16 protein-coding genes are annotated in these 22,339 nt (G+C 32.6%); 4 read left to right on the plus strand and 12 right to left on the minus strand.

The genetic code is table 11. The annotated features are described in order from the left end of the window. Positions 1-65: 65 nt before the first annotated feature. The 5 genes from ACVCXO_RS01345 to uvrA form a co-directional block, all read right to left on the minus strand. A complete protein-coding gene (locus ACVCXO_RS01345; RefSeq protein WP_452227869.1) occupies positions 66-2,477 on the minus strand; it encodes an alpha-ketoacid dehydrogenase subunit alpha/beta in 2,412 nt (803 codons plus the stop codon). Positions 2,478-2,893: 416 nt separating this feature from the next. Next, positions 2,894-5,728 (minus strand): metalloprotease, encoded by a 2,835-nt coding sequence (locus tag ACVCXO_RS01350; protein WP_452227803.1) that lies wholly within the window; start codon positions 5,726-5,728, stop codon positions 2,894-2,896. Beyond that, positions 5,725-6,234, minus strand: a complete 510-nt coding sequence (locus ACVCXO_RS01355) for a hypothetical protein (protein ID WP_452227804.1) — start codon at positions 6,232-6,234, stop codon at positions 5,725-5,727. The genes ACVCXO_RS01350 and ACVCXO_RS01355 overlap by 4 nt, the downstream gene beginning before the upstream one ends. Positions 6,235-6,288: 54 nt before the next feature. Then, positions 6,289-6,978: an LOG family protein gene (locus ACVCXO_RS01360; RefSeq protein WP_452227805.1), complete on the minus strand. Its 690-nt coding sequence runs from the start codon at positions 6,976-6,978 to the stop codon at positions 6,289-6,291. Between the two features lie 94 nt (positions 6,979-7,072). Then, on the minus strand, positions 7,073-9,904 hold the full coding sequence (gene uvrA, locus ACVCXO_RS01365) for an excinuclease ABC subunit UvrA (RefSeq protein WP_452227806.1): 2,832 nt from the start codon (positions 9,902-9,904) through the stop codon (positions 7,073-7,075). 155 nt (positions 9,905-10,059) lie between these two features. On the opposite strand from uvrA, the gene ACVCXO_RS01370 reads away from it, so the two are divergent. Beyond that, positions 10,060-10,584: a hypothetical protein gene (locus ACVCXO_RS01370; RefSeq protein ID WP_452227807.1), complete on the plus strand. Its 525-nt coding sequence runs from the start codon at positions 10,060-10,062 to the stop codon at positions 10,582-10,584. A gap of 65 nt (positions 10,585-10,649) precedes the next feature. On the opposite strand, the gene ACVCXO_RS01375 is transcribed toward ACVCXO_RS01370, so the two are convergent. Genes ACVCXO_RS01375 through ACVCXO_RS01390 form a run of 4 tightly spaced genes read right to left on the minus strand, consistent with a single transcriptional unit; the run spans position 10,650 to position 15,409 of the window. Beyond that, positions 10,650-12,245 (minus strand): phytoene desaturase family protein, encoded by a 1,596-nt coding sequence (locus tag ACVCXO_RS01375; protein ID WP_452227808.1) that lies wholly within the window; start codon positions 12,243-12,245, stop codon positions 10,650-10,652. 43 nt (positions 12,246-12,288) lie between these two features. Beyond that, positions 12,289-13,014, minus strand: coding sequence for a hypothetical protein (locus tag ACVCXO_RS01380; RefSeq protein ID WP_452227809.1), 726 nt, complete (start codon positions 13,012-13,014; stop codon positions 12,289-12,291). A gap of 44 nt (positions 13,015-13,058) precedes the next feature. Beyond that, a complete protein-coding gene (ggt, locus tag ACVCXO_RS01385; RefSeq protein WP_452227810.1) occupies positions 13,059-14,747 on the minus strand; it encodes a gamma-glutamyltransferase in 1,689 nt (562 codons plus the stop codon). A 59-nt stretch (positions 14,748-14,806) separates the two neighbouring features. Continuing rightward, positions 14,807-15,409 (minus strand): acyl carrier protein phosphodiesterase, encoded by a 603-nt coding sequence (locus tag ACVCXO_RS01390; protein WP_452227811.1) that lies wholly within the window; start codon positions 15,407-15,409, stop codon positions 14,807-14,809. 124 nt (positions 15,410-15,533) lie between these two features. Between ACVCXO_RS01390 and glmM the strand changes: the two genes are divergently transcribed. Continuing rightward, the gene (glmM, locus tag ACVCXO_RS01395; protein WP_452227812.1) at positions 15,534-16,919 is read left to right on the plus strand and encodes a phosphoglucosamine mutase; all 1,386 of its coding nucleotides are present in this window, start codon (positions 15,534-15,536) and stop codon (positions 16,917-16,919) included. Positions 16,920-17,004: 85 nt separating this feature from the next. Here glmM and ACVCXO_RS01400 read toward each other — a convergent pair whose 3' ends face one another. Beyond that, positions 17,005-17,895 (minus strand): lysophospholipid acyltransferase family protein, encoded by an 891-nt coding sequence (locus ACVCXO_RS01400; RefSeq protein WP_452227813.1) that lies wholly within the window; start codon positions 17,893-17,895, stop codon positions 17,005-17,007. A 62-nt stretch (positions 17,896-17,957) separates the two neighbouring features. Between ACVCXO_RS01400 and ACVCXO_RS01405 the strand changes: the two genes are divergently transcribed. Then, positions 17,958-18,608, plus strand: coding sequence for a rhomboid family intramembrane serine protease (locus ACVCXO_RS01405; RefSeq protein ID WP_452227814.1), 651 nt, complete (start codon positions 17,958-17,960; stop codon positions 18,606-18,608). Between the two features lie 185 nt (positions 18,609-18,793). Here ACVCXO_RS01405 and ACVCXO_RS01410 read toward each other — a convergent pair whose 3' ends face one another. Continuing rightward, a complete protein-coding gene (locus tag ACVCXO_RS01410; protein WP_452227815.1) occupies positions 18,794-19,918 on the minus strand; it encodes a redoxin domain-containing protein in 1,125 nt (374 codons plus the stop codon). Positions 19,919-20,015: 97 nt separating this feature from the next. Here ACVCXO_RS01410 and mnmE point away from each other — a divergent pair, with 97 nt between their 5' ends. Beyond that, positions 20,016-21,404, plus strand: a complete 1,389-nt coding sequence (mnmE, locus tag ACVCXO_RS01415; protein WP_452227816.1) for a tRNA uridine-5-carboxymethylaminomethyl(34) synthesis GTPase MnmE — start codon at positions 20,016-20,018, stop codon at positions 21,402-21,404. A gap of 38 nt (positions 21,405-21,442) precedes the next feature. On the opposite strand, the gene ACVCXO_RS01420 is transcribed toward mnmE, so the two are convergent. After that, complete coding sequence (locus ACVCXO_RS01420; RefSeq protein WP_452227817.1) at positions 21,443-22,249, minus strand: hypothetical protein; 807 nt, start codon at positions 22,247-22,249, stop codon at positions 21,443-21,445. Positions 22,250-22,339 lie beyond the last annotated feature (90 nt).

The following is a 22,339-nucleotide window of genomic DNA, read 5'->3' on the forward strand; positions in this document are numbered from 1 at the left end:
ATAAATATAAAAAAAACCTTCCAAGAAATATTGAAAGGTTTGTTAATTGATTTTTAAATGTTAAGTTATCTCAATTTTGGAAAATCACCAGGATTAGCCTCATGCATTACTTTATAAACAGCTTCAAAAATATCTTCGTGAGACGGTTTAGAAAAATAATCACCATCTGTACCATAAGCAGGACGATGACTTTTTGCTGTTAAGGTTTGCGGTTTACTATCTAAATGCTCGTATGCATTTTGTGTGTTTAATATTTCGTTTAAAATATAAGCAGAAGCGCCTCCGGGAACATCTTCATCTATAACCATTAGACGATTTGTTTTGGCTATACTTTTTACAATATCATGATTGAGATCAAAAGGTAATAAAGATTGAATGTCTATTACTTCCGCATCAATACCAACTTCTATTAATTCTTTTGCTGTTTGCGCTACAATATTTAATGTAGAACCATAAGAAACTAATGTAATATCACTTCCTTCTTTAACGGTTTCAACAACTCCTAAAGGTGTTTTGAATGCACCAATATTATTTGGCATTTTCTCTTTTAGTCGATATCCGTTTAAGCATTCTATTATTAAGGCTGGTTCATCACTTTCTAATAATGTATTATAAAAACCAGCAGCCTTTGTCATGTTTCTTGGTACTAAAACATGAATACCACGAACCAGATTAATAACACCACCCATTTGTGATCCAGAATGCCAAATACCTTCTAGTCTATGGCCGCGTGTACGAATAATTAATGGTGCTTTTTGGCGGCCATGAGTTCTATAATGTAGTGTTGCTAAATCATCACTCATTATCTGTAAAGCGTATAAAATATAGTCTAGATATTGTATTTCTGCAATTGGTCTTAAACCACGCATTGCCATTCCAATTCCTTGTCCTAAAATGGTAGCTTCACGAATTCCAACATCGGAAACACGCAAATCGCCATACTTTTCTTGCATCCCTTCAAGACCTTGGTTTACATCGCCAATATGTCCTGCATCTTCACCAAAAACTAAAACTTCTGGGTATTTGGTGAAAAGGGCATCAAAGTTATCTCTAATTACTAATCGTCCATCTACTAACTTCGCATCATCGTCATAGGTTGGTTTTACTTCTTTTACGTGTAAAGCCGAAAGACTAGATTGACTATGTAAATGGGAACTATATTTGGGTTGTATTTTTTCTATATATGAATTTATCCAGTTAGCAACCTGTGTTTTTTCTGAAGAATTTTCATTAAGTACATAACGTAACGCTTTTCGAGCAGCAGAAAGACTATCTTTTCTAATAGGCTCTACAATTGCAATTAAGTCGTTTGTAAGTTTGGTTAAGAAAGCCTTATTGGTACTTGATTTAGCAAGATTTTCTAAAAGCACTATAAGTTCACTACGTTCTTGATTGATAGGATTATTGTAAGCAAGCCAAGCTGCTTTTTTACCTTCACGGACTTCCTTTTTTATATTTTTTTCTATGGTTCTAAGTTCGTCTTTGGTCGCAAAGTTATTTGCAATTAACCATTCGCGCATTTTAAGATTACAGTCATTATCTGCTTCCCAGTTAAGACGATCGGTGTCTTTATAGCGCTCATGCGATCCCGAAGTAGAATGTCCTTGCGGTTGTGTTAATTCATTTACGTGAATTAAAACTGGAACATGTTGTGTTCTTGCAATTTTGGAAGCTTTTTGATACGTATCTACTAAAGCAGGGTAATCCCAGCCTTTTACTCTTAAGATTTCGTAACCATTAGTTCCTTTTTCACGTTGAAATCCTTTTAAGATTTCAGATATATTTTCTTTTGTGGTTTGGTGTCTTGCGTGTACTGAAATTCCATATTCATCATCCCAAACACTCATTACCATGGGTACTTGTAAAACTCCGGCTGCATTTATAGTTTCAAAAAATAGACCTTCGCTGGTGCTTGCATTACCAATAGTTCCCCAAGCAACCTCATTTCCCTTATCCGAAAATTTAGTAGTATCAATTCCTTTTACATTTCTATAAATTTTAGAAGCTTGTGCTAAACCTAGTAAACGAGGCATTTGTCCTGCAGTAGGAGAGATGTCTGCACTAGAATTTTTTTGTTTTGTAAGGTCATTCCAATTTCCATTTTCGTCTAAACTATGGGTTGCAAAATGTCCTCCCATTTGTCTTCCTGCAGACATTGGATCGTGATTAATATCTGTATGCGCATATAAACCTGCAAAAAATTGCTGGATGGTTAATTCACCAATGGCCATCATAAAAGTTTGATCGCGATAATAACCAGATCTAAAATCTCCATTTTTAAAAGCTTTTGCCCAAGCAAGTTGCGGTATTTCTTTACCATCTCCAAAAATTCCAAATTTCGCTTTTCCTGTAAGTACTTCACGACGACCTAATAAACTGCACTCCCTGGAAGTTACAGCAATGGTATAGTCTTTTAAAACTTCCGTTTTAAAATCGTTAAAAGAAATGTCTTCTATTACCTCTGGATTTGTTGTCATTTTAGATGCTTTCATATAGTTACAAATTTAAGAATAATAAAGCATTTTTGCAATATCGCAAAGTCTTAAAAAAATGTATAATTATTGTTTTGATAGCCATTTTTTTGTCAAATAGTGAAAACAATGTGATTATATAGGTTTTTGCTGAATATCTTTTAAAGTATTTTTGTTTTAGATAATGAAATATTTAACGTTTTTTTATCTATTTCAAAAGTTATATAACTATAAAAGTTAAAATTCTCAATGGTTTTAATGTAGTAAATAAAAAGGGGAAAATAGCATTAAAGGAGATACTTATTGTTCTATTTCTTTAGAATAGTATTAAGAGGCTTTCTGATAAGTGTTTATAAACTATTTTTTAGGTATAAGATCTTTCATTCTTTTTCTTATACTGCGTTTTTCAGAAGAAAAAAATATTAATACCAACGCCTTCTAAACAATCCTAATAGCGATTGAATGTCTGCTGTAAATTTGAAACGTATTTTTTGACTGTATTGCGGTTGTGCTATTTCCCAACCAAGGTTAGAATAAACAGGAAAGTAGATTTCAAAATAATCTTCTACTAGATTTACGCGAACACCAGAATCGTATACAAATTTCGCGTTTTGGTGTTTGTTTTTTAATGTACCTAAATCTCCGTAGGCATGAATATATTGCCAAATAGATGTGCTAATATTTGTGGTTGCCATCCATTGATTTGCATAAGGTACTTCTAGTTTCGATTTAAATCCTCCTTCTGCAATAATTAACTCCTGACTAAAGAGGCCTGTGTTTTCTGATCTTCCTAAATAACTATAATCAAATAAGTAATCTGTTGGCCTATCTAGCGCAAAACTAAAATAGTTGCTATTCGCTTCGTTTTTATTCTTTAAGAATGCTCCAGCAAAGAAACGAACGCTTAGTTGTCTGTTGTTTTGATATAGCTTTCTGTACTCGTAATTAAAGGATATTTTACTAAATGTTTGGGATGCTTGAAAGTCTGCAAACCAACTAGAATGCTCTATTAATCCTGGATCTTTATTTATATATCTTACATTAAATACGTTGTAATTGGGCTTCGTTTCTTCTAATAAAATCTTTTCAACATCTTTGTCTCTATGAATGCTAACATATCTAAAATTTAAAAACTCTCTTTTATTTGCACGTAAGTTTTTAGTATCTCTAAAATGAAGCGTTATAGATGGTTTTATGGAAGTAACAAATAAATCTGGAGCATAACTATCATAGCTTCCGGTAAGCACGTATTGAATTTTAAATAAGTTTCTGTTACTGGTATTATATTGTTGATATACTAGGTTTCCAGAGCCTGTTATAGACTGCGATTTTAATCCGTATTGTGGTGCAACTTTATACGTTAAGTCTTTTTTAAGCATGGTTTTATTATATGCTTTTGTACCCACAACAATACCATCATATATATTATTAAACTCTAAAATAGGCATAATTAAGACTTGGTTATACCTGGTGTCTTCTACATCTTTTAAAAGTCTAATCTGTAAAGGTTTATTTAATAAAGAAGCAGTTAGCGATTTAGTATTATTCCTGTCGTTTATTTCTGGTGTTATTTTATCTTGATTAATAACCAATTTTGTGGCATGGTTGTTTGGTAGTGTAATGGTATCCAAGTGTTTGTTGCTTTGAATCCATGATTTAGATAAAATACTATCTTTTTGTAAAGCAAATAACGAAGAAGGCATACTTGTTCTGCTCTTGTTTTTAACTATTACCGTAATCGAATCTTTTCCTTTTTCTACCTTTTTAATGGTGTAATCTATTTTTTTAGAAGTTTTAAGATACTCCTCAAAAAACCAATCAATATCTTTAGAAGCTTTTGGTTTTATAAAGTTTTCAAAATCTTTTGTGGATGTCGCTTTTAGTTTTTGATTGGTTACAAAATCCAAAATCGATTTATCTAAATCTAAGTTTTCGTCAAAGCTATTTAAGTATTCTAAACCAATTGCTGCTTTGTTAGGGTTTGCTATGTTTTTGTTGAATTTTAATAAGGAATCTTTTTGCATCGTAAGTGGTTGGTCTTGCCTACCTCTAGCCATATTCATATACAAAAGATTATACTGATCATTAAAATTAAGTTGTGCGGCATGAAAAGACTTGATACCCCAAATTTTAGATAGTGTTCCAAAAATTTTCTTTTCAGGATAATATTCTTCCACATACTTTTTTAAATAATATATCTGAAAACCATCAATTAACCATTGGTCTTTTCTCGGGTTTATTAGGAGTGTGTTTTCTAAATAATTATATAATACTGTTTTTAAAAGCTTTAATTCATATTGAAAACTATCCGGAAAAGGACGGAAAAAATCTGGCAATAAGTTAAGTCCGTAAATGGGTTTCTTTTTATAATCGGTATGGGAGACTAATAAACGCTCATGCGGATAATCACCAAGGTTTTTAGTTATAAACCCTGCAACTTTATCGGTTAGTATAACTCTTTCTACTTGCGCTATATTTTCGTCATCAATACTAGATACCACGTTAAAATAATCTGTTTCAACCGTATTGAATTTTGGTTCTTGTAATAGGAATAATTTGGTATTAATTCTATCTTTTCCTTCTAAGGTTGTTGTGATTGTATTGTTCTCCTTTGTGCTTCCCGTTTCGTTAAGTTCTGAAGTTAAGATATAACGCTCCGGATAGGTGATTTCGAAACTGTGATCTGCCTTAGGGATATATCCATCTTCTAAATCTTTATTACTAAAGTATTGCCAAGTGCCATCATAAATAGCAGGAGTGATGTACCAATATTTTATAGTGATATTATTATCGTTGTAAATACCATAGCGTGTAAACTTGGCATTAGGTATCTGCACTATATAGTTTAAATGAAGGGTATAGGTTTCGTTTGGCGCTAAAGCTTTATTTAATTTTACTTTAATAATATCGAGTTGGTCTTTCAGCCTTTCGTGCACCACATCTTCGTTGTCTTGTTGTAACGAAGTAATTACGGTGTAACCTCTATCTTCATTTTTTGCAAAGTGAAAATCATTTTTATATTCTTCAGCAAAACGTTTTGCTAAAGGAGTACTTTTTGTAGAATAACTATTGCTCCAATCGTTTAAATAAATATATTCTAAAGTGTTGTTTGTTGTGTTTTGATATTGAATTGTTTGCGCTATTTTTATCTTTTTATTTTCCACATCAAATGTAGCCTTAAGGTCAATGGTGTTTTGACTAAAGCTATAAAAATTCACAAAGGTGAATAGGGCAATAAGTAGGTGTTTATTTCTCAATTTACTTTCACAAACTTTAAGGATTCTAAATTCAAATTAGGCCTTGTCATGTAATATAGCCCTTTATATATGTTAGAAACGTTCATGTGATGCATTTCTGTATTGTTTAAAGGAATAGTTTTTACTACTGGCCCTAAAGTGTTAAAAATGTTTGGTTTTTTGTTGGTGAATGACTGATGGTTGGTTTGTAAATGTAAAGTATTAGATATTATATTTATGCCAATTATTTCATAATAAATGAAACTAGTGATCTTGTTTTTTGCAGTTAATATAAAATCAAAACGAGTATCCAATCTGTGCGCCGTTGCATCTAAACCTTGAGCTATGCGGATAAATTGCGTAGAAATAGCTATGAAATTGTTATTTGAAAAGCTTTTTTTATTAGCGGTTATCCCTTGTGAATTGGTGTAAGACAAATTATAAAACCTAATATTCAAGGTGTCTAAAGCGAAGACACCTTGAATACTTAGTATACTTAGAAAAACTAGTAATAGGTTTTTTTTCATGCTTACTTTCCACGAAAGTGAAATCTTAATTTATTTATTTAAGAGCCAAATACTTTAGAAGTTCGGACTAAAGCCAGACTTTTTATAAAAAGCATCTAAAATATTGATTACTTCATCTTCGGTATCTACAAGGTGAATTAAGTCTAAGTCTTTAGCGCTAATGTTGTTAAATTTATCTAATAAAGTTGCTTTTACCCAGTCTAATAAACCTTCCCAGAAATCGGTACCAACTAGAATTATAGGGAATTTTTCAATTTTATTGGTTTGTATTAAAGTGATTGCTTCAAACAATTCATCTAAAGTTCCAAATCCTCCAGGCATTACTACAAAACCTTGTGAGTATTTTACAAACATTACTTTACGTACAAAGAAGTAATCGAAATCTAAACTCTTATCGTGATCTATATACGGATTATCATGTTGCTCAAAAGGTAATTCTATGTTTAAACCTACAGAGGTTCCACCACCTAGATGTGCTCCTTTGTTACCAGCTTCCATAATTCCTGGTCCTCCACCAGTAATTACACCATAACCATGATCTACAATTTTATGTGCAACTTTTTCGGTTAATTTATAATATTTATCTTCCGGTTTTGTTCTTGCAGATCCAAAAATGGAAACGCAAGGTCCAATTCTACTTAATTTTTCATAACCATTTACAAATTCACCCATGATTTTAAAAATCGCCCATGAGTCATTTGTTTTACTTTCATTCCAACCTTTATGGTGTTTTTCTTCTCTCATCTATTTTAATATTTATTTTAGTATTTTGTATTTTCGGCAACTTGCTAATTTAATTCTTTTTTTAGCACATCAACAAAACTAGATACTATTTATTTTATTCCAATTCTTTCTTTAAAAACTTCGCTGTGTAGCTCGTTTTATGTTTTGCAACTTTTTCTGGAGTACCTTCTACTATAATTTCTCCTCCATTTTTTCCGCCTTCATAACCTATATCAATAACGTGGTCTACGGTTTTAATAACATCTAAATTATGTTCAATAATTAAAACGGTATTTCCTTTATTTGCTAGTTTGTTGAGCACAATCATTAATACTCTAATATCTTCAAAATGCAATCCTGTGGTAGGTTCATCTAAAATATAAAAAGTATTTCCTGTATCGCGTTTACTTAATTCTGTTGCTAGTTTAATTCGCTGTGCTTCACCACCAGAAAGCGTTGTGCTTTGTTGTCCTAATGTGATATATCCTAAACCAACATCCTTAATGGTTTTTAGTTTTCTGTTAATTTTTGGGATATGCTCAAAAAAGTCCACTGCTTCATTAATTGTCATGTTTAAAACATCACTAATATTCTTTCCTTTATAACGAATCTCTAAGGTTTCGCGATTAAAACGCTTGCCTTGGCAGGTTTCACATTCTACATATACGTCAGGAAGGAAATTCATTTCAATAACACGTAAGCCGCCACCTTGACAGGTTTCACAACGTCCTCCTTTTACATTAAAACTAAATCTTCCTGGTTTATAACCACGAATCATTGCTTCTGGTATTTTGGCGAATAAACTACGTACTTCACTAAAAGTACCGGTGTAAGTTGCAGGATTACTGCGCGGTGTTCTACCAATTGGTGATTGGTTAATATCGATTACTTTATCTATATGTTCTAAACCTTTAATGCTTTTGTAAGGCATTGGTTTTTTTACACCATTAAAATAATATGCATTAAGAATAGGATAGAGCGTTTCGTTAATTAAAGTAGATTTTCCACTACCAGAAACTCCAGTTACCCCAATCATTTTTCCTAATGGAAATTTAACCGAAACATTTTTTAAGTTATTTCCGGTACAGCCTTTAAGCTCCATGAATTTACCGTTACCTTCCCGACGCGTTTTTGGAACTTCAATGTTTTTAGTTCCATTAAGGTAATCTGCAGTAAGGGTATGGTGTTTTAAAACTTCTTCCGGTGTGCCTTGGCTAATAATTTCACCGCCATGTTTTCCTGCATGCGGACCAATATCAATCACGTGATCTGCACGTAAAATCATATCTTTATCGTGCTCCACAACAATGACAGAGTTACCAACATCCCGCAAAGCAACTAAAGAGTTTATTAGTTTTTCATTATCGCGTTGGTGTAAACCAATACTAGGTTCATCTAAAATATAAAGCACTCCAACCAGTTGTGATCCAATTTGTGTCGCCAATCGAATACGTTGCGCTTCACCACCAGAAAGTGTTTTAGAACTTCGGTTTACAGAAAGGTAATCTAAACCAACATCTAACAAAAATTGTAGTCTGTTTGTTATTTCTTTAATAATTTCTTCTGCAATTTTGAATTGTTTTTTAGAAAGGTTTTTTGGTAATTCTTTAAACCATTCCGCTAAATCTACAATGTCTTTATTTGCTAGTTCGGCAATATTTTGATCGTTTATTTTGAAATATAGAGATTCTTGACGTAAACGTGCGCCATGGCATTCGCTACAATCTACTTTATCCATATAGTCTTTTGCCCAACGTTTTAATGACGTAGAATCTGCGTTTACATATTGGTTTTCTATAAAGTTGGCAACCCCTTCAAAATCTATTTTGTAATCTCTTTTTATACCAAGTGTTTTGCTATCTACTGTGAATTTTTCGTTTCCACCATACAAAATCATTTGTTTCGCTTCTTCAGGTATACTTTTATACGCATCGCTAATTTTAAAATTATAACGCTGCGCTATTAGTTCTAACTGTTTAAAAATCCAGGAATTTTTTTCTGGTCCATGCGGAGCAAGAGCGCCATTTTTAATGGAAAGCAAATCGTCAGGAATTATTTTACTTTCGTTTACTTGATACAGCGTTCCAATACCATTACATTTAGGACAAGCACCTTTTGGGGAGTTAAATGAAAAGTTATTAGGCTCTGGATTTGGATATGAAATTCCGGAACTAGGACACATTAAACTTCTACTAAAAAAACGTGTTTCGTTCGTATCTTGATCTAAAACCATTAATACATCATTACCATGATACATGGCAGTATTTATGGTTTCGGTTAAGCGTTTATCATTATCTACGGAAGCATCAATCTTCAATCTATCGATTACAATTTCAATATCATGATTCTTGTATCTGTCGAGCTTCATGCCTTTTACAAGGTCTTTTATTTCACCATCTGCACGTACTTTTACAAAGCCTTGTTTTGCAATTTGCTCGAATAATTCTCTGTAATGTCCTTTACGGGATCGAACTACAGGAGCAAGAATGTTTATACGTTTACCAGAAAAACTCTCTATAATTAAAGCTTTTATTTGATCATCATTGTAGCTAACCATTTTTTCGCCCGTATTATAACTATACGCATCACTAGCTCTTGCGAAAAGCAAACGCATAAAATCATAAATTTCGGTAATGGTACCAACAGTAGATCGTGGTGACTTGCTCGTTGTTTTTTGCTCGATGGCAATTACAGGCGAAAGTCCGTCAATTTTATCCACATCCGGACGCTCTAAACCTCCAAGAAATTGTCTTGCGTAGGCAGAGAACGTTTCAATATATCTTCGTTGCCCTTCGGCATAAATAGTATCGAAAGCTAATGACGATTTACCACTACCAGACAAGCCAGTAATAACCACTAGTTTTTCTCTGGGAATAGTAACATCTATGTTCTTTAAATTATGAACACGAGCACCTTGAACTTCTATATTTTCTTCGAATTTAGACATAAATTAAGCAACCTGACTGTTTGGTAAACAAAGTTGCAAAGATACGCTTTTTACTTATCCTTTTGAAAGGTATTTAGTTAGGATTTTATTAATATTGTAATGAGAATATGTATAAACCGTTTTCCGTTTTCACGGAAATTAAATATGAATTTTATATGAAAATATTAGGAATAGGTTCCAGAATAAACCACGACGAATTTGGAAAAGGAGTAATTACAAATGTCGATAGTACCCATTATTGGGTAACTTTTATCGAGAACGGATTAGAAGAAATAGAATTAGATACCGAATTTGAAGTTATTGAAGCAGCAGAAAAGGAAGTCGATACCGTGAGTTTATTTGATGTAGAAAGTAGTTTAGTCCAAATTTTAAAAAAATGGAGCGATGTTTCGGAAGTAATTTCGATAGGAGATAAGTGGAAAGGCGGAAAACTTATTTTAGAACCAGGAGATAGCAATTTAAAAAGTAAAGAAATTAAAGTGGAAGACTTTTTTCATAAAATAACGATGGTTAGAGACCGACTTCGTGTTATGGAACAAAAGGTGAATTCTAGTAGTCTTGAAGAACAAGAAAAAATAGATTTACAACAATACATCACGCGTATTTACGGAAGCTTAACCACGTTTAATGTGTTATTTAAAGTAAAGGAACAACAGTTTGTTGGACAAAAGAGTAAATAAGTATGCCGTTTGCAGTGTTCGTTTTTGGTATAAGATATGTATTCCTCTAAATATTGCGATTGCAATTAATTTTTAGAAGCTTGCACTTTTTTTAAGATGTTTTTTCCTGTTAAAGCAGTAGCGGTTAAAACACCAGAAAAAAGTGCCGATCCAATTCCTGCAGTCATAATATCTTGTCCAGTAAGATAGAAGTTTTTAATTGGTGTTCTAGGTTTTAAAAACTTTTGTCTAAAACGTTTCGGACTATGATCTAATCCGTAAATTTCTCCTTCTTCATAATTCACAAAATGTTGTGTGGTTAATGGTGTAGACAATTCATAACAATCCACTTTTTCTCTAAGATGTGGTAGTTTTTTAAATAAGGCTTCTAGTAATCTTTGGGCTATTTTTTCTTTTAACAGGTCGTAATCTTCCCCTCTTTTTTTCCACTTGCTACCTTTCCATTCGTTAAAAGTAGTGCTAGGCATAAGGGTAATAATATCTATAGCACTTTTTCCAGGATATCTATTTGGCCAATCTGGATCTTTAGCCGAAGGAAAAGAAATATAAACAACGGGAAAAGGTTGGTCTGTATCTTTTAAATAGCGAGCAATACACGCATCATGATCTAAATCTTCGGGATAGATCCAGTAATTCGTTTTTGGTAATTTAAGTTCTTCAGGAGAACCTTCTAAACCGATATATAAACAAGCAGAAGCAACAGATCGTTTTACTTTTTGTAATTGCTCTTTTAAATTGTGTTTTGCTACTATATTTTCGGGAAGTAATTTGTTGTACGTAGTCATAATACCAGCTCCGCTGATAATGTTTTTAGCATAAAAAGATTTTCCATCTTTCATTTTCACACCTTTCGCCGTATTATCTTCAATGATAACTTTATCTACTTCGGCACTTATTAAAAGTGTTCCTCCAGCTTTTGCTATTACAGGAACAATGGTTTTTACAAGTTGTGAAGATCCGCCAACAGGAAAGCTACCACCAGCAAAATAATGTTTAGCAACTGCGGTATGCATGACAAAACTACTTTCTTTAGGTGCTAAACCATAATCACCATATTGACCAGTTAAAACTTTAATTAATTCTTCGTTATCGGTAAGATTTCTTAATACTTCATAAGTGGTTTTATCAGAATACGTATTATAAGGTCTACGCATAAAACCACCTATTAATTTACTTAATACCGGCGGAAGTGATTTATCTAAATAGAATTTTTTACTAGTTTTACTAGCTTTAAAAATAGTATTGATGTATTCGGTGATTGCTTTTTCTTCTTTGGGAAAATAGGAAATCATTTTGTTTTTAAAATTGGTAACACCTTTAACAAAATCATATTCTTTGTCGCCTATGATGATTTTATCATATACTTCTCCCATATCTGCCCATTGTAAATTATCATCAGATATATAACTAAATAATTTTCTTAAAATACTTTTTGGGTGTTCCATATCCCCAATGTAGTGAATACCAACATCCCATTCATAGCCTCTACGTTTAAAAGTATGTGTAAATCCGCCAGGTTCATAATGGCGTTCTAGAATTAAGACTTTTTGCCCTTGCTTTGCTAATAAAGCGCCAGTTGCAAGACTGCCAATACCGGATCCAATAATAATAGTATCGTAATTTTCTTGAAGGGCTAGTTTCTTTTTATAAGATTGAATCATGATGGGTTTTATTAGGATAATATAGTCTTAAAATAAATGCGTTTTATTTGGTTTTAATATCTTCAATCTCCAATCCTAAAACTAGCATTTTATGAAAAGTAGGAAGCATTGCTCCAGTTTCGGTAGTTTCCCAGTCGCTCCAGGAAGCTTCTAGACCATCAATGGGCAGAATGGAAGTCCACATTTTAAAACTAGTAGGCTTACCAGAGTCGTCCAATAGCCATAAATAGGAATCTCCTGGAGTAGATCCTCCAGAAGTATAGGTGATTAAAAGCGCATGCTTTCCATTATCTAAAGTTACTAAACTTCTTTTTGTTCCTGCATCAAAAACTTTATATGGTGCGACTAACCAAAAAGAATCGTTATTAAAATAGTCTGTTGCTTTTTGTATTAATTCCTCTGCTTCACTTGTTTCTATTTTTGTTTCGCCTATATAGGCTTCGCTTTTAGAATTATCATTAAAGTCTAAATCTACTCTATAATTTTTCCAATAGACTTCACTACTAGCTGCTTCTTTATTCCATTTAAAATGATGCCTTTTTTTAAAGGTCCACTCTATATAATCTGTAGCTTCATATTTTTTATGATCTAAGGCATCAAGCATTTTGTATGCCAAAGCATCTGCTTGTTGATCTTGTATTCCTAAAGGTAATTCTTCGTTATATTTAAAATATAAAAATCCAAAGAAAAGGAAGGTTGGTAAGGTGAAGAAAATGATTACTCCTGCAATTATTTTTACTATTTTTTTTATGCTTGTTTTTTTAGCCACTGGATTTTGTGTTTGTTATCGTTTTTATAAAGAAAGGAATTTAATTAAAAACCTACAGCGGTATCATCACCGCGTTTGTCTGCACCACCTTCTAGTTTCCCATCTTCTAAAATTAAAATAGCATCCACTTTTCCAATAATAGGAGCATCTTTTTCATTAATGTTGTACCCTTTTAATTCCAATTGTTTTATGGTTTCTATAGCAAAAGAATTTGGTTCCATCATAATTACGTCAGGTAACCATTGGTGGTGAAAGCGAGAAACATCTACTGCTTCTTGCATGCCCATTTTGTATTCATGTACATTTAAAATAGTTTGCATTACGGAAGTGATAATGGTAGAGCCACCAGGAGTACCAACAACCATGTGTAATTTTCCATTTCTTTCTACAATAGTTGGTGTCATAGAACTTAGCATGCGTTTTTCTGGAAGAATACTATTTGCTTCTGCACCAATTAATCCATATACATTTGGGACTCCGGGTTTGCTAGAAAAATCGTCCATTTCATTATTTAAAAAGAAACCTAATTCGCTACAGAATAGTTTAGAACCAAAACCAGAATTTAGAGTTGTAGTAACTGAAATAGCATTACCAAACGGATCTACAATAGAGTAGTGCGTGGTTTCATCACTTTCAATAATTTGTACTTTTCCGTGGGATACTTCGGAAGATTTAGTCGCTTTTTCAAATGAAAAATCTTGCATTCTATCTTGCAAATAACGTGCACTAATTAATTCTTCTTGAGGTACTGTTACAAAATCAGGATCTCCTAAATAGAAACTTCTATCGGCGTAGGCACGACGTTCTGCTTCTGTGATAATCTGAATCGCTTTTTCAGAGTTGTGACCAAATTCTTCTAAAGGATAAGGTTCAATCATTTTCATGATTTGTGCCAAACAAACGCCACCACTGGAAGGAGGCGACATAGAAATAATATTTAAATCATCATACGAAAAGCTAATAGGTTTACGCCACTTTGGTTTGTAGTTTGCTAGGTCTTCTTCGGTTACAATGCCGCCATTATCTTGAATATGCTTTGCTAGTATTTTTGCTGTTTCTCCTTTGTAAAATTCATCCGGACCATTTTGCATGATTCTGGTTAACGTTTCTGCAAGACTATTGTATTTGATGGTATCGTTCTCTTTCCAAGCTTTAGTAAATAGAAAATCTTCCGTATTCGTAATTTTAAAGTCCTCTTGTTTTTCAGCAATACGTAATTCCTGATTTTTGGTAACCACAACCCCTCTTTTTGCAAGGGCAATTACTGGTTTCATAATGGTTTCTATTGGTAATTTACCAAAACGTTTATGTGCTTCAAAAGTTCCTGCAACGGTTCCAGGAATACCAACAGCAAGTGCGCCACGAGTACTTAAATTAGGAATTACATTACCAAGCGAATCTAAATACATGTTTTTTGTCGCCGCTGCAGGAGCTTTTTCTCTGTAGTCTAAGGCACCAGTTTCTCCATTTTCTAAACGATAGACCATAAAACCACCACCACCAAGATTTCCGGCATACGGATATGCAACCGCTAAAGCCAAATCTGTGGCAAGCATAGCATCAAAAGCATTTCCGCCTTGTTGCATAATAGCACTTCCTATTTTAGAAGCTTCTTCACGGGCAGAAACAACCATTGCTTTTTCTGTGATAAGTCCAGTAACTTGTTTTTTAGTTTCTGTTTTACAAGCGGTTAAGCTAAATACTAGTATTATAAAAATAATTCTTAAATTCATACCTCTCTATAGTTTAATGAGATTGCTAAGTCGCTTAAAAAAGCGCATCGCAATGACAATTAGTTGTTTTGTTTCGTTTGAATTTCTAATAATTTCTCCTTGGAAAACTGAATTAATTCTTCAAAAAAGCGTGTGAATTCATCTTCAAATTCGTTATAAAACTCTTGTAATTCGTTTACTGCTAAATTCATTTTAGAACGGTTTTCTGTTCGCTTGTTCATTCCAACTAAAACTTTAGAAATACCTTCAATAGTGGCATAGCTTAATAACCAATTATCTGCAATCATATACGGCATCATTTTCTGAATTCTACTTGGTAGAACCTCGAAATTGTCTTGCAAAGAATCATAAAAAGTATCGACATAGATATCTAATGGAATATCAGAATAGTTGCTCCAATTTTTCGCAAGAAAATGGTCGTAGAGTATATCGACTATCACACCAGAATAGTGCCCGTAATTTTTATGCAATCGTTTGGTGCTTTCTCTTACCGTTTTATGCGCATCTGTAAATGTATCTATTTGTCGGTGCAATAATATTCCGGTTTGAATTTCTTTAGGAAACTGCTGGTATTTTTTACCTCGAATACCATCCGCAATAAAATTACCAATGGTTACAGATTCATTATTTCCAGAAAGATAGATGTGTGCGAGAAAATTCATAATTTTTTCCCACGAAATTGGGAATCTTTTAATTCGTTAGACATGAATGTAAATTTACAAAAACCGATTTAAGATTTCCCCTTTTGAAATACTATATTTGTAATTCAATTTTAAAATAATATTTATGACCTTAATAAAATCAATTTCTGGAATTAGAGGAACTATTGGCGGACAAGTAGGTGAAAACCTTACACCAATTGACGCGGTAAAGTTTGCGGCGGCTTATGGTACTTGGCTAAAAGAGCAACGTGATAAAGAAAATTATAAAGTTGTTGTTGGTAGAGATGCTAGAGTTTCTGGGGAGATGATTCAGAATTTGGTAATGAATACGTTAGTTGGTCTTGGCATTCATGTAGTAGATGTAGGTTTATCTACAACGCCAACGGTTGAAATTGCTGTACCAATGGAACATGCGGATGGCGGAATTATTTTAACGGCCAGCCATAACCCAAAACAATGGAATGCATTAAAACTTTTAAATGCGAAAGGGGAATTTTTAAATGGCGTGGAAGGAGAGAAGATTTTAAATATTGCAGAAGCAGACACGATGCAATTTGCAGGAGTAGATGATTTAGGGAAAATAACTAGAAATCAGGCCTACATAGATTTACATATTGATGCTGTTTTAGCTTTAGACTTGGTAAATGTAAAAGCGATAAAAGACGCTAATTTTAAAGTAGTTGTAGATGGCGTAAATTCTACAGGAGGAATTGCTATTCCGGAGTTATTAGAACGTTTAGGAGTGCATCCAATAAAATTGTATTGTGATCCAACGGGACATTTTCCTCATAATCCAGAACCTCTTAAAGAGCATTTAACAGACTTGTCGGAAATGGTGGTTAAAGAACGTGCCGATTTGGGTATTGTTGTCGATCCAGATGTAGATAGGTTAGCTTTTGTAGACGAGAATGGCGAAATGTTTGGGGAAGAATATACTTTGGTTGCCTGTGCAGATTATGTGTTGAGTAAAACGCCAGGAAATACAGTGAGTAATATGAGTTCTTCTAGAGCGTTACGTGATGTTACTGAAAAACATGGCGGAACCTACGAAGCAAGTGCTGTAGGAGAAGTAAATGTTGTAGCATTGATGAAGAAAAATAACGCCGTAATTGGTGGTGAAGGTAATGGCGGAATTATTTATCCGGCGAGCCATTATGGTAGAGATTCTTTAGTTGGTGTTGCTTTGTTTTTAAGTCTTTTAGCCGAAAAAGATATGCAAGTAAGTGAGTTGCGTAAAACGTATACGAGCTATTTTATGAGTAAAAAGAAAATTCAATTGACACCACAAATTGATGTCGATGCTATTTTGAAAACCATGGAAGCTCGTTATGCTAAAGAAAACATAACTACTGTAGATGGTGTGAAAATTGATTTTGCTGAAAACTGGGTGCATTTACGTAAGAGTAATACAGAACCGATCATTAGAATTTATACAGAAGCAAAATCACAAGAAATTGCAGATGCTTTAGCAGATCGATTTATTGGTGAAATAGAAGCTATTTCAAAGTAGTATAAAGCTTACATTATAAAATAAAAACAGCGTACAAATGCATTATAATTTGTACGCTGTTTTTTTATGTGGAAAAGGCAATTGTTTATTGAAATTCAGTTGGAACTTTGTCTTTATGTTTCCAACGTTTATGTGTCCATAAATAATATTCTGGAGCGCTATAAATTTGTTCCTCTACCAATTTTAAAAACATATCGGTAATTTCGTAGTTTTTATAATCATTGGCATTTTTAGCTAAGGTTTTAAAAGTAGTTTCGTAGTAACCACGTTTTATTTTTTTAACGCCAAAGAAAACAACCGAAGAGTCTAAGCGCTTTGCAAGCATTTCTGCTCCGGTATGGACAGGAACTTTAATTCCCATGAAATCATTCCAATGATATGCTTTATTTACTTTTGGTGATTGGTCAGATACAAAGCCACTAATAGATAATTCACCATTTTTAATAGACTCCATTAAAACAGGAATGGTTTCTTTTGTGGTGATAAGTTGTGTATTATATTTAGCTCTTTTTCGTTTTATTAAGCGATCAAAATATTTATTTGCCAAACGTTTATAAACACCATATCCTTTATGTTTTACAAATTTTTGAGTAATAAAAATCCACTCAAAATTGGCATAATGCGCACACATTAGAACAATGTTTCTATTTTCTTTTTCTAGTTTGTGTATTTCTTCAATGTTCGTAAGCTTAAAACGTTTCATCATTTCCGCTTCAGAAATGGTTAAAGATTTTACAGATTCTAAGATCATATCACATAAATGATGGTAGAATTTTTTAGAAATTGTAGTGATTTCTTTTTCCGATTTATCAGGAAAGACAAGGTTTAGATTGTACTTTACTGTTTTTTTTCGGTAACCAATGATATAGTATACCAAAACATATAAAATATCGGAAACAACGTATAAAATTCTAAACGGAAGAATAGAAATAATCCACAAAAGCGGATAAATTAAAATGTAAGCAAGGAATTGCATGAAATAATTTTAGATTTGCAAGAACAAATATATGTTATATTTGATTTAAACGTTTCAAATTTATGGGCAATTTAAGTATTGTAACAATAGTAATTATTGTAGCAAATGTATTAATATCTTACAAAGGGTTTAGTGATTTTAACTTTTTTGAAAAATATAAATTCAATGTTGGTAGTATAAAAAGAGGGGAGAAGTTTAGAATGTTTAGTTCTGGCTTTTTACATGTAGACACGCAGCATTTGTTGTTTAACATGCTTACGTTATACTTTTTTGCCGATATTGTTGTACAAGATTTAGGAACCTTAAGTTTTGTACTTGTGTACATTGGTAGCTTGATTCTTGGTAGTGTATTATCCTTATATTTTCATAAAGATGAATATCATTATAGTGCCGTTGGAGCAAGTGGAGCAGTAACAGGAATTTTATATTCGGCTATTTTATTACGACCAGAAATGAGCTTGTATATGTTTTTTGTGCCTATACCAATCCCAGCTTATGTATTTGGAATTGGTTATCTTTTATATTCTATTTACGGAATGAAAACAAGATCCGGTAATATTGGTCACGACGCGCATTTTGGTGGTGCTATTGGTGGTTACGTAATCACACTACTTTTAGCAACATGGCTATTTGAAACGAATCTATTAATGATAGGTTTATTAGCTATACCAATTGTATTATTGTTTGTTTTAAAACGAATGAATAAGATATAAATAAAAATGTCCTTTTGACTAAAGTGGAGAAGTCTCTTTACTCGTAATTCGCTAACAAGATTTTTCTATTTTGCTTAAAATGACAAAAAAAGATATAAAAAATGCTGAAAAATTATTTCAGCATTTTTTATATCTAATACGTAGTTTCTGAAAATAAATTCAGAAAGTAAAAGTGCTAATCGTTTTTAGTTTAGCAAGGAAGCTATTTTTTCCTCTAGTGCTGGACCTCTTAGGTTTTTAGCAATAATCTTTCCTTCTGCATCAATTAAATAGGTTGCAGGAATAGCGTTAATATTAAATTGCTTAGCAATAGGATCATTAAAATATTGCAAGTTAGAAACGTGATTCCAAGTTAGTTTGTCTTGTTGAATAGCATCTGTCCAAGCTTGCTTAGCATCTTTTTGTTGTGGCGTACCATCTAAAGAAACCCCAATGATTTCTAGGCCTTTTTCATGATATTTATTATAAACGTTTACAACGTTTGGGTTTTCTTTTCTACAAGGTGCGCACCAAGCAGCCCAAAAATCAATAAGCGTAACTTTTCCTTTGATATCATTTAGAGCTATTGTTTTTCCTTCAGGAGTTGGTCCAGAAAAATTTGGTACTACACTACCAATAGCTGTTTTTTCGTTTGATTCAATATAGGTTGCAATTGCTTTTCCTGGTCTTGTGTTTTTTAAAGATTCCTCAAAATTAGTGTATAGTTCTTTAATTTTCGCAAATTCTAATTTGTTAGACATTAAAGCACGTTCTAAAATAAGAGCAGACAAAACAGCGCTATTGTTTTCTGTAATAAAATGTATATCGTGGGCATCATTTTCAGCCATGATCGCTTCATATTTATTACGTAAAACAGACATTTGAGCAGTGTCTTTTGCGCTTTGGGAAGCTTGAAACTCTTTGGTTAAATTATTGTTTTTTAATCGGAGTGTTTTAATGAATTCTTGGTATTCATTTAGGTAATCATTTTCATTTCCTCCTTTAATAGTAGAAGTGAAAATACTGTCCGAGACGATAGTTAAATCTATAGTTTCATTTTCAACAATAAAAGGAAGGCTTCCTCTAACACCTTCGATAGTTAAAAAATACATATCGGGATTTTCTATTTTTCCATTTAATGTAAAAGTATTATCTGTAACCCTAGCAGAGTCTAAAAGAATTTCCTGTCTATTCTCTGTTCTAATTAATTTAACCAAGCTATTATTTTTAGCGTTGTCTACATTTCCATTAACCACAAAACCATCTGTTTTTTCTTTAGTACAAGAAATAATAAAAAGAGAAATACATAATAAGGATAGAATACGTTGCATAAATTATTTTTTTTATGCAAATATAACAGTTAATACTTATTTATTTTCAAAATGTAAATATGTTAGTTTTATTTTAACAATTGCTTACTTTTGCTACATGATATTAAATGATACTATAATTGCATTAGCAACACCTTCAGGTGCTGGAGCAATAGCTGTAATACGACTTTCGGGACCAGAAGCGATTAACATTTGTGCTGCTTTTTTTAAATCTATTCATAACAAAGATTTAACGAAACAAAAGACGCATACTATTCATTTAGGCCATATTAAAGAAAAAACGAAAACACTGGATGAAGTTTTGGTTTCTGTTTTTAAAAATCCAAAATCCTATACCGGTGAAAATGTAGTAGAAATTTCTTGTCATGGATCTATATTTATTCAGCAGGAAATTATACAATTATTTTTACGTAATGGGTGCAGGATGGCTAATGCCGGAGAGTTTACTTTGCGTGCTTTTTTAAACGGAAAACTAGATTTAAGTCAAGCCGAAGCAGTTGCAGATTTAATAGCGAGTGATAATGAAGCTTCGCATCAAATTGCGATGCAGCAAATGCGAGGTGGTTTTTCTTCGGAAATAGCCAAACTACGGGAAGAACTTTTAAATTTCGCTTCTTTAATTGAGTTAGAATTAGATTTTGCAGAAGAAGATGTTGAATTTGCAGACCGAACACAATTTAAGTCTTTAGTAGAAAAAATTGTTTTTGTGCTAAAACGCTTAATAGACAGTTTTGCTGTTGGAAACGTTATTAAAAATGGGATTCCTGTTGCTATAGTTGGAGAACCAAATGTTGGTAAATCGACATTACTCAATGCCCTTTTAAATGAGGAAAGAGCTATTGTTAGTGAGATTGCTGGAACGACAAGAGATACTATTGAAGATGAAATTGTTATTGGCGGAATTGGCTTTCGGTTTATAGATACCGCAGGAATTAGAGAAACTAAAGACGTTGTTGAAAGTATTGGGATTAAAAAAACTTTTGAAAAAATTGAGCAAGCACAGGTAGTCGTTTATTTATTTGATGCTGAAAAATTTAAAACCAATAGTAAAAAGTTTATCGTTGAAATAGAAAAAATAAAAAATAAATATCCTTTAAAACCATTATTAGTGATTGCTAATAAATTAGATATCCTTTCCGATACTGAAGTGGAAGCTTTAAAAACTTCCATTGAAAATCTACATTTATTATCTGCAAAAACAGGAATTGGAGTAGAAGAACTAAAGGATAAACTTTTAGGTTTTGTTAATACTGGAGCGTTGCGTAATAATGAAACTATAGTTACTAATTCTAGACATTATGATGCATTGCTAAAAGCTTTTGAAGAGGTTACCAAAGTGAAATATGGTCTAGAATCTGATTTGTCAGGGGATTTACTAGCTATAGATATTAGACAAGCACTTTATCATTTTGGTGAAATTACAGGTGAAATTACTAGCGATGATTTGCTGGGTAATATTTTTGCTAACTTCTGTATTGGAAAGTAACTATAAACTTCTTCAAAAGTTTCTGGATATTTTTATACTTACTTAAACAACAGTTTTTTGTTAGTGACGCCTTGGTTACTGTAAACCCTAACAATACCATATGTTTGGTTAGTAAACCGTGTTGGTAGTTTCAATGTTTTTGTATTTAGATCTTCTTTATTTAAAATACGCTTTCCCAGTAAGTTGTACACTTCTAATTTAGAAATGTTTTGGTTAGAGTGGATGTAGATTTCTTTCGATTGTCTTAAAAAAGAAATAGAAGTTTCCTCCATATTGTTTTCATCTACAGCAAGCTGTATCGTATAACTATTAAAAACAGAACCGTTTGTGTTGTTTCCAAAAGAAATGAAATAACGATCTAAATAGGTTCCTTCATTAACATATTCTTGAAAATCGATTTCCGTAAGTAAAGTGTAGGTGTTGTATAAGGAGTCAAATAAGAAAACGTCAATGTCAGTTTCAAAATTTTCTAATTCATCCAGAGATATAGATATATCGCCAGCATTAGAAATAAACATACCTAAAGGATATTGGTTCGAGCTATTGAAAGCACCAACACCTTGTATTACGTAACTTTGATCTTCTATAATCCAGTTAAGGTCATCTGGAAAATCATCGATACTTAATGCGTCGTAGCCGTAATCTACTCCATCGGAAGCCGCATTATTAGGCGTAAAGCCTAAAAGTAAGTGTTTTATATAGCCGGTTGGCATGGTGAAATCGATTCTAACACGTTGAATATCGCTATAAGCCATAGCTGTTGCTGTGTTCTTGGAAAATGGATTGGCGCTCATTAATGTGCTAGTAAAAAGCACAATAAGGCATAAGTAGGTTTGTTTATTCATTTTGTTAGGTTTTAAATGAATTGATATGATTTGGGACTGCGAAGATATGTGATTTTAACAAAAAAATCTATTAAAAGCATAAATAATCGA

The organism is Lacinutrix sp. MEBiC02404 (genome assembly GCF_053601575.1).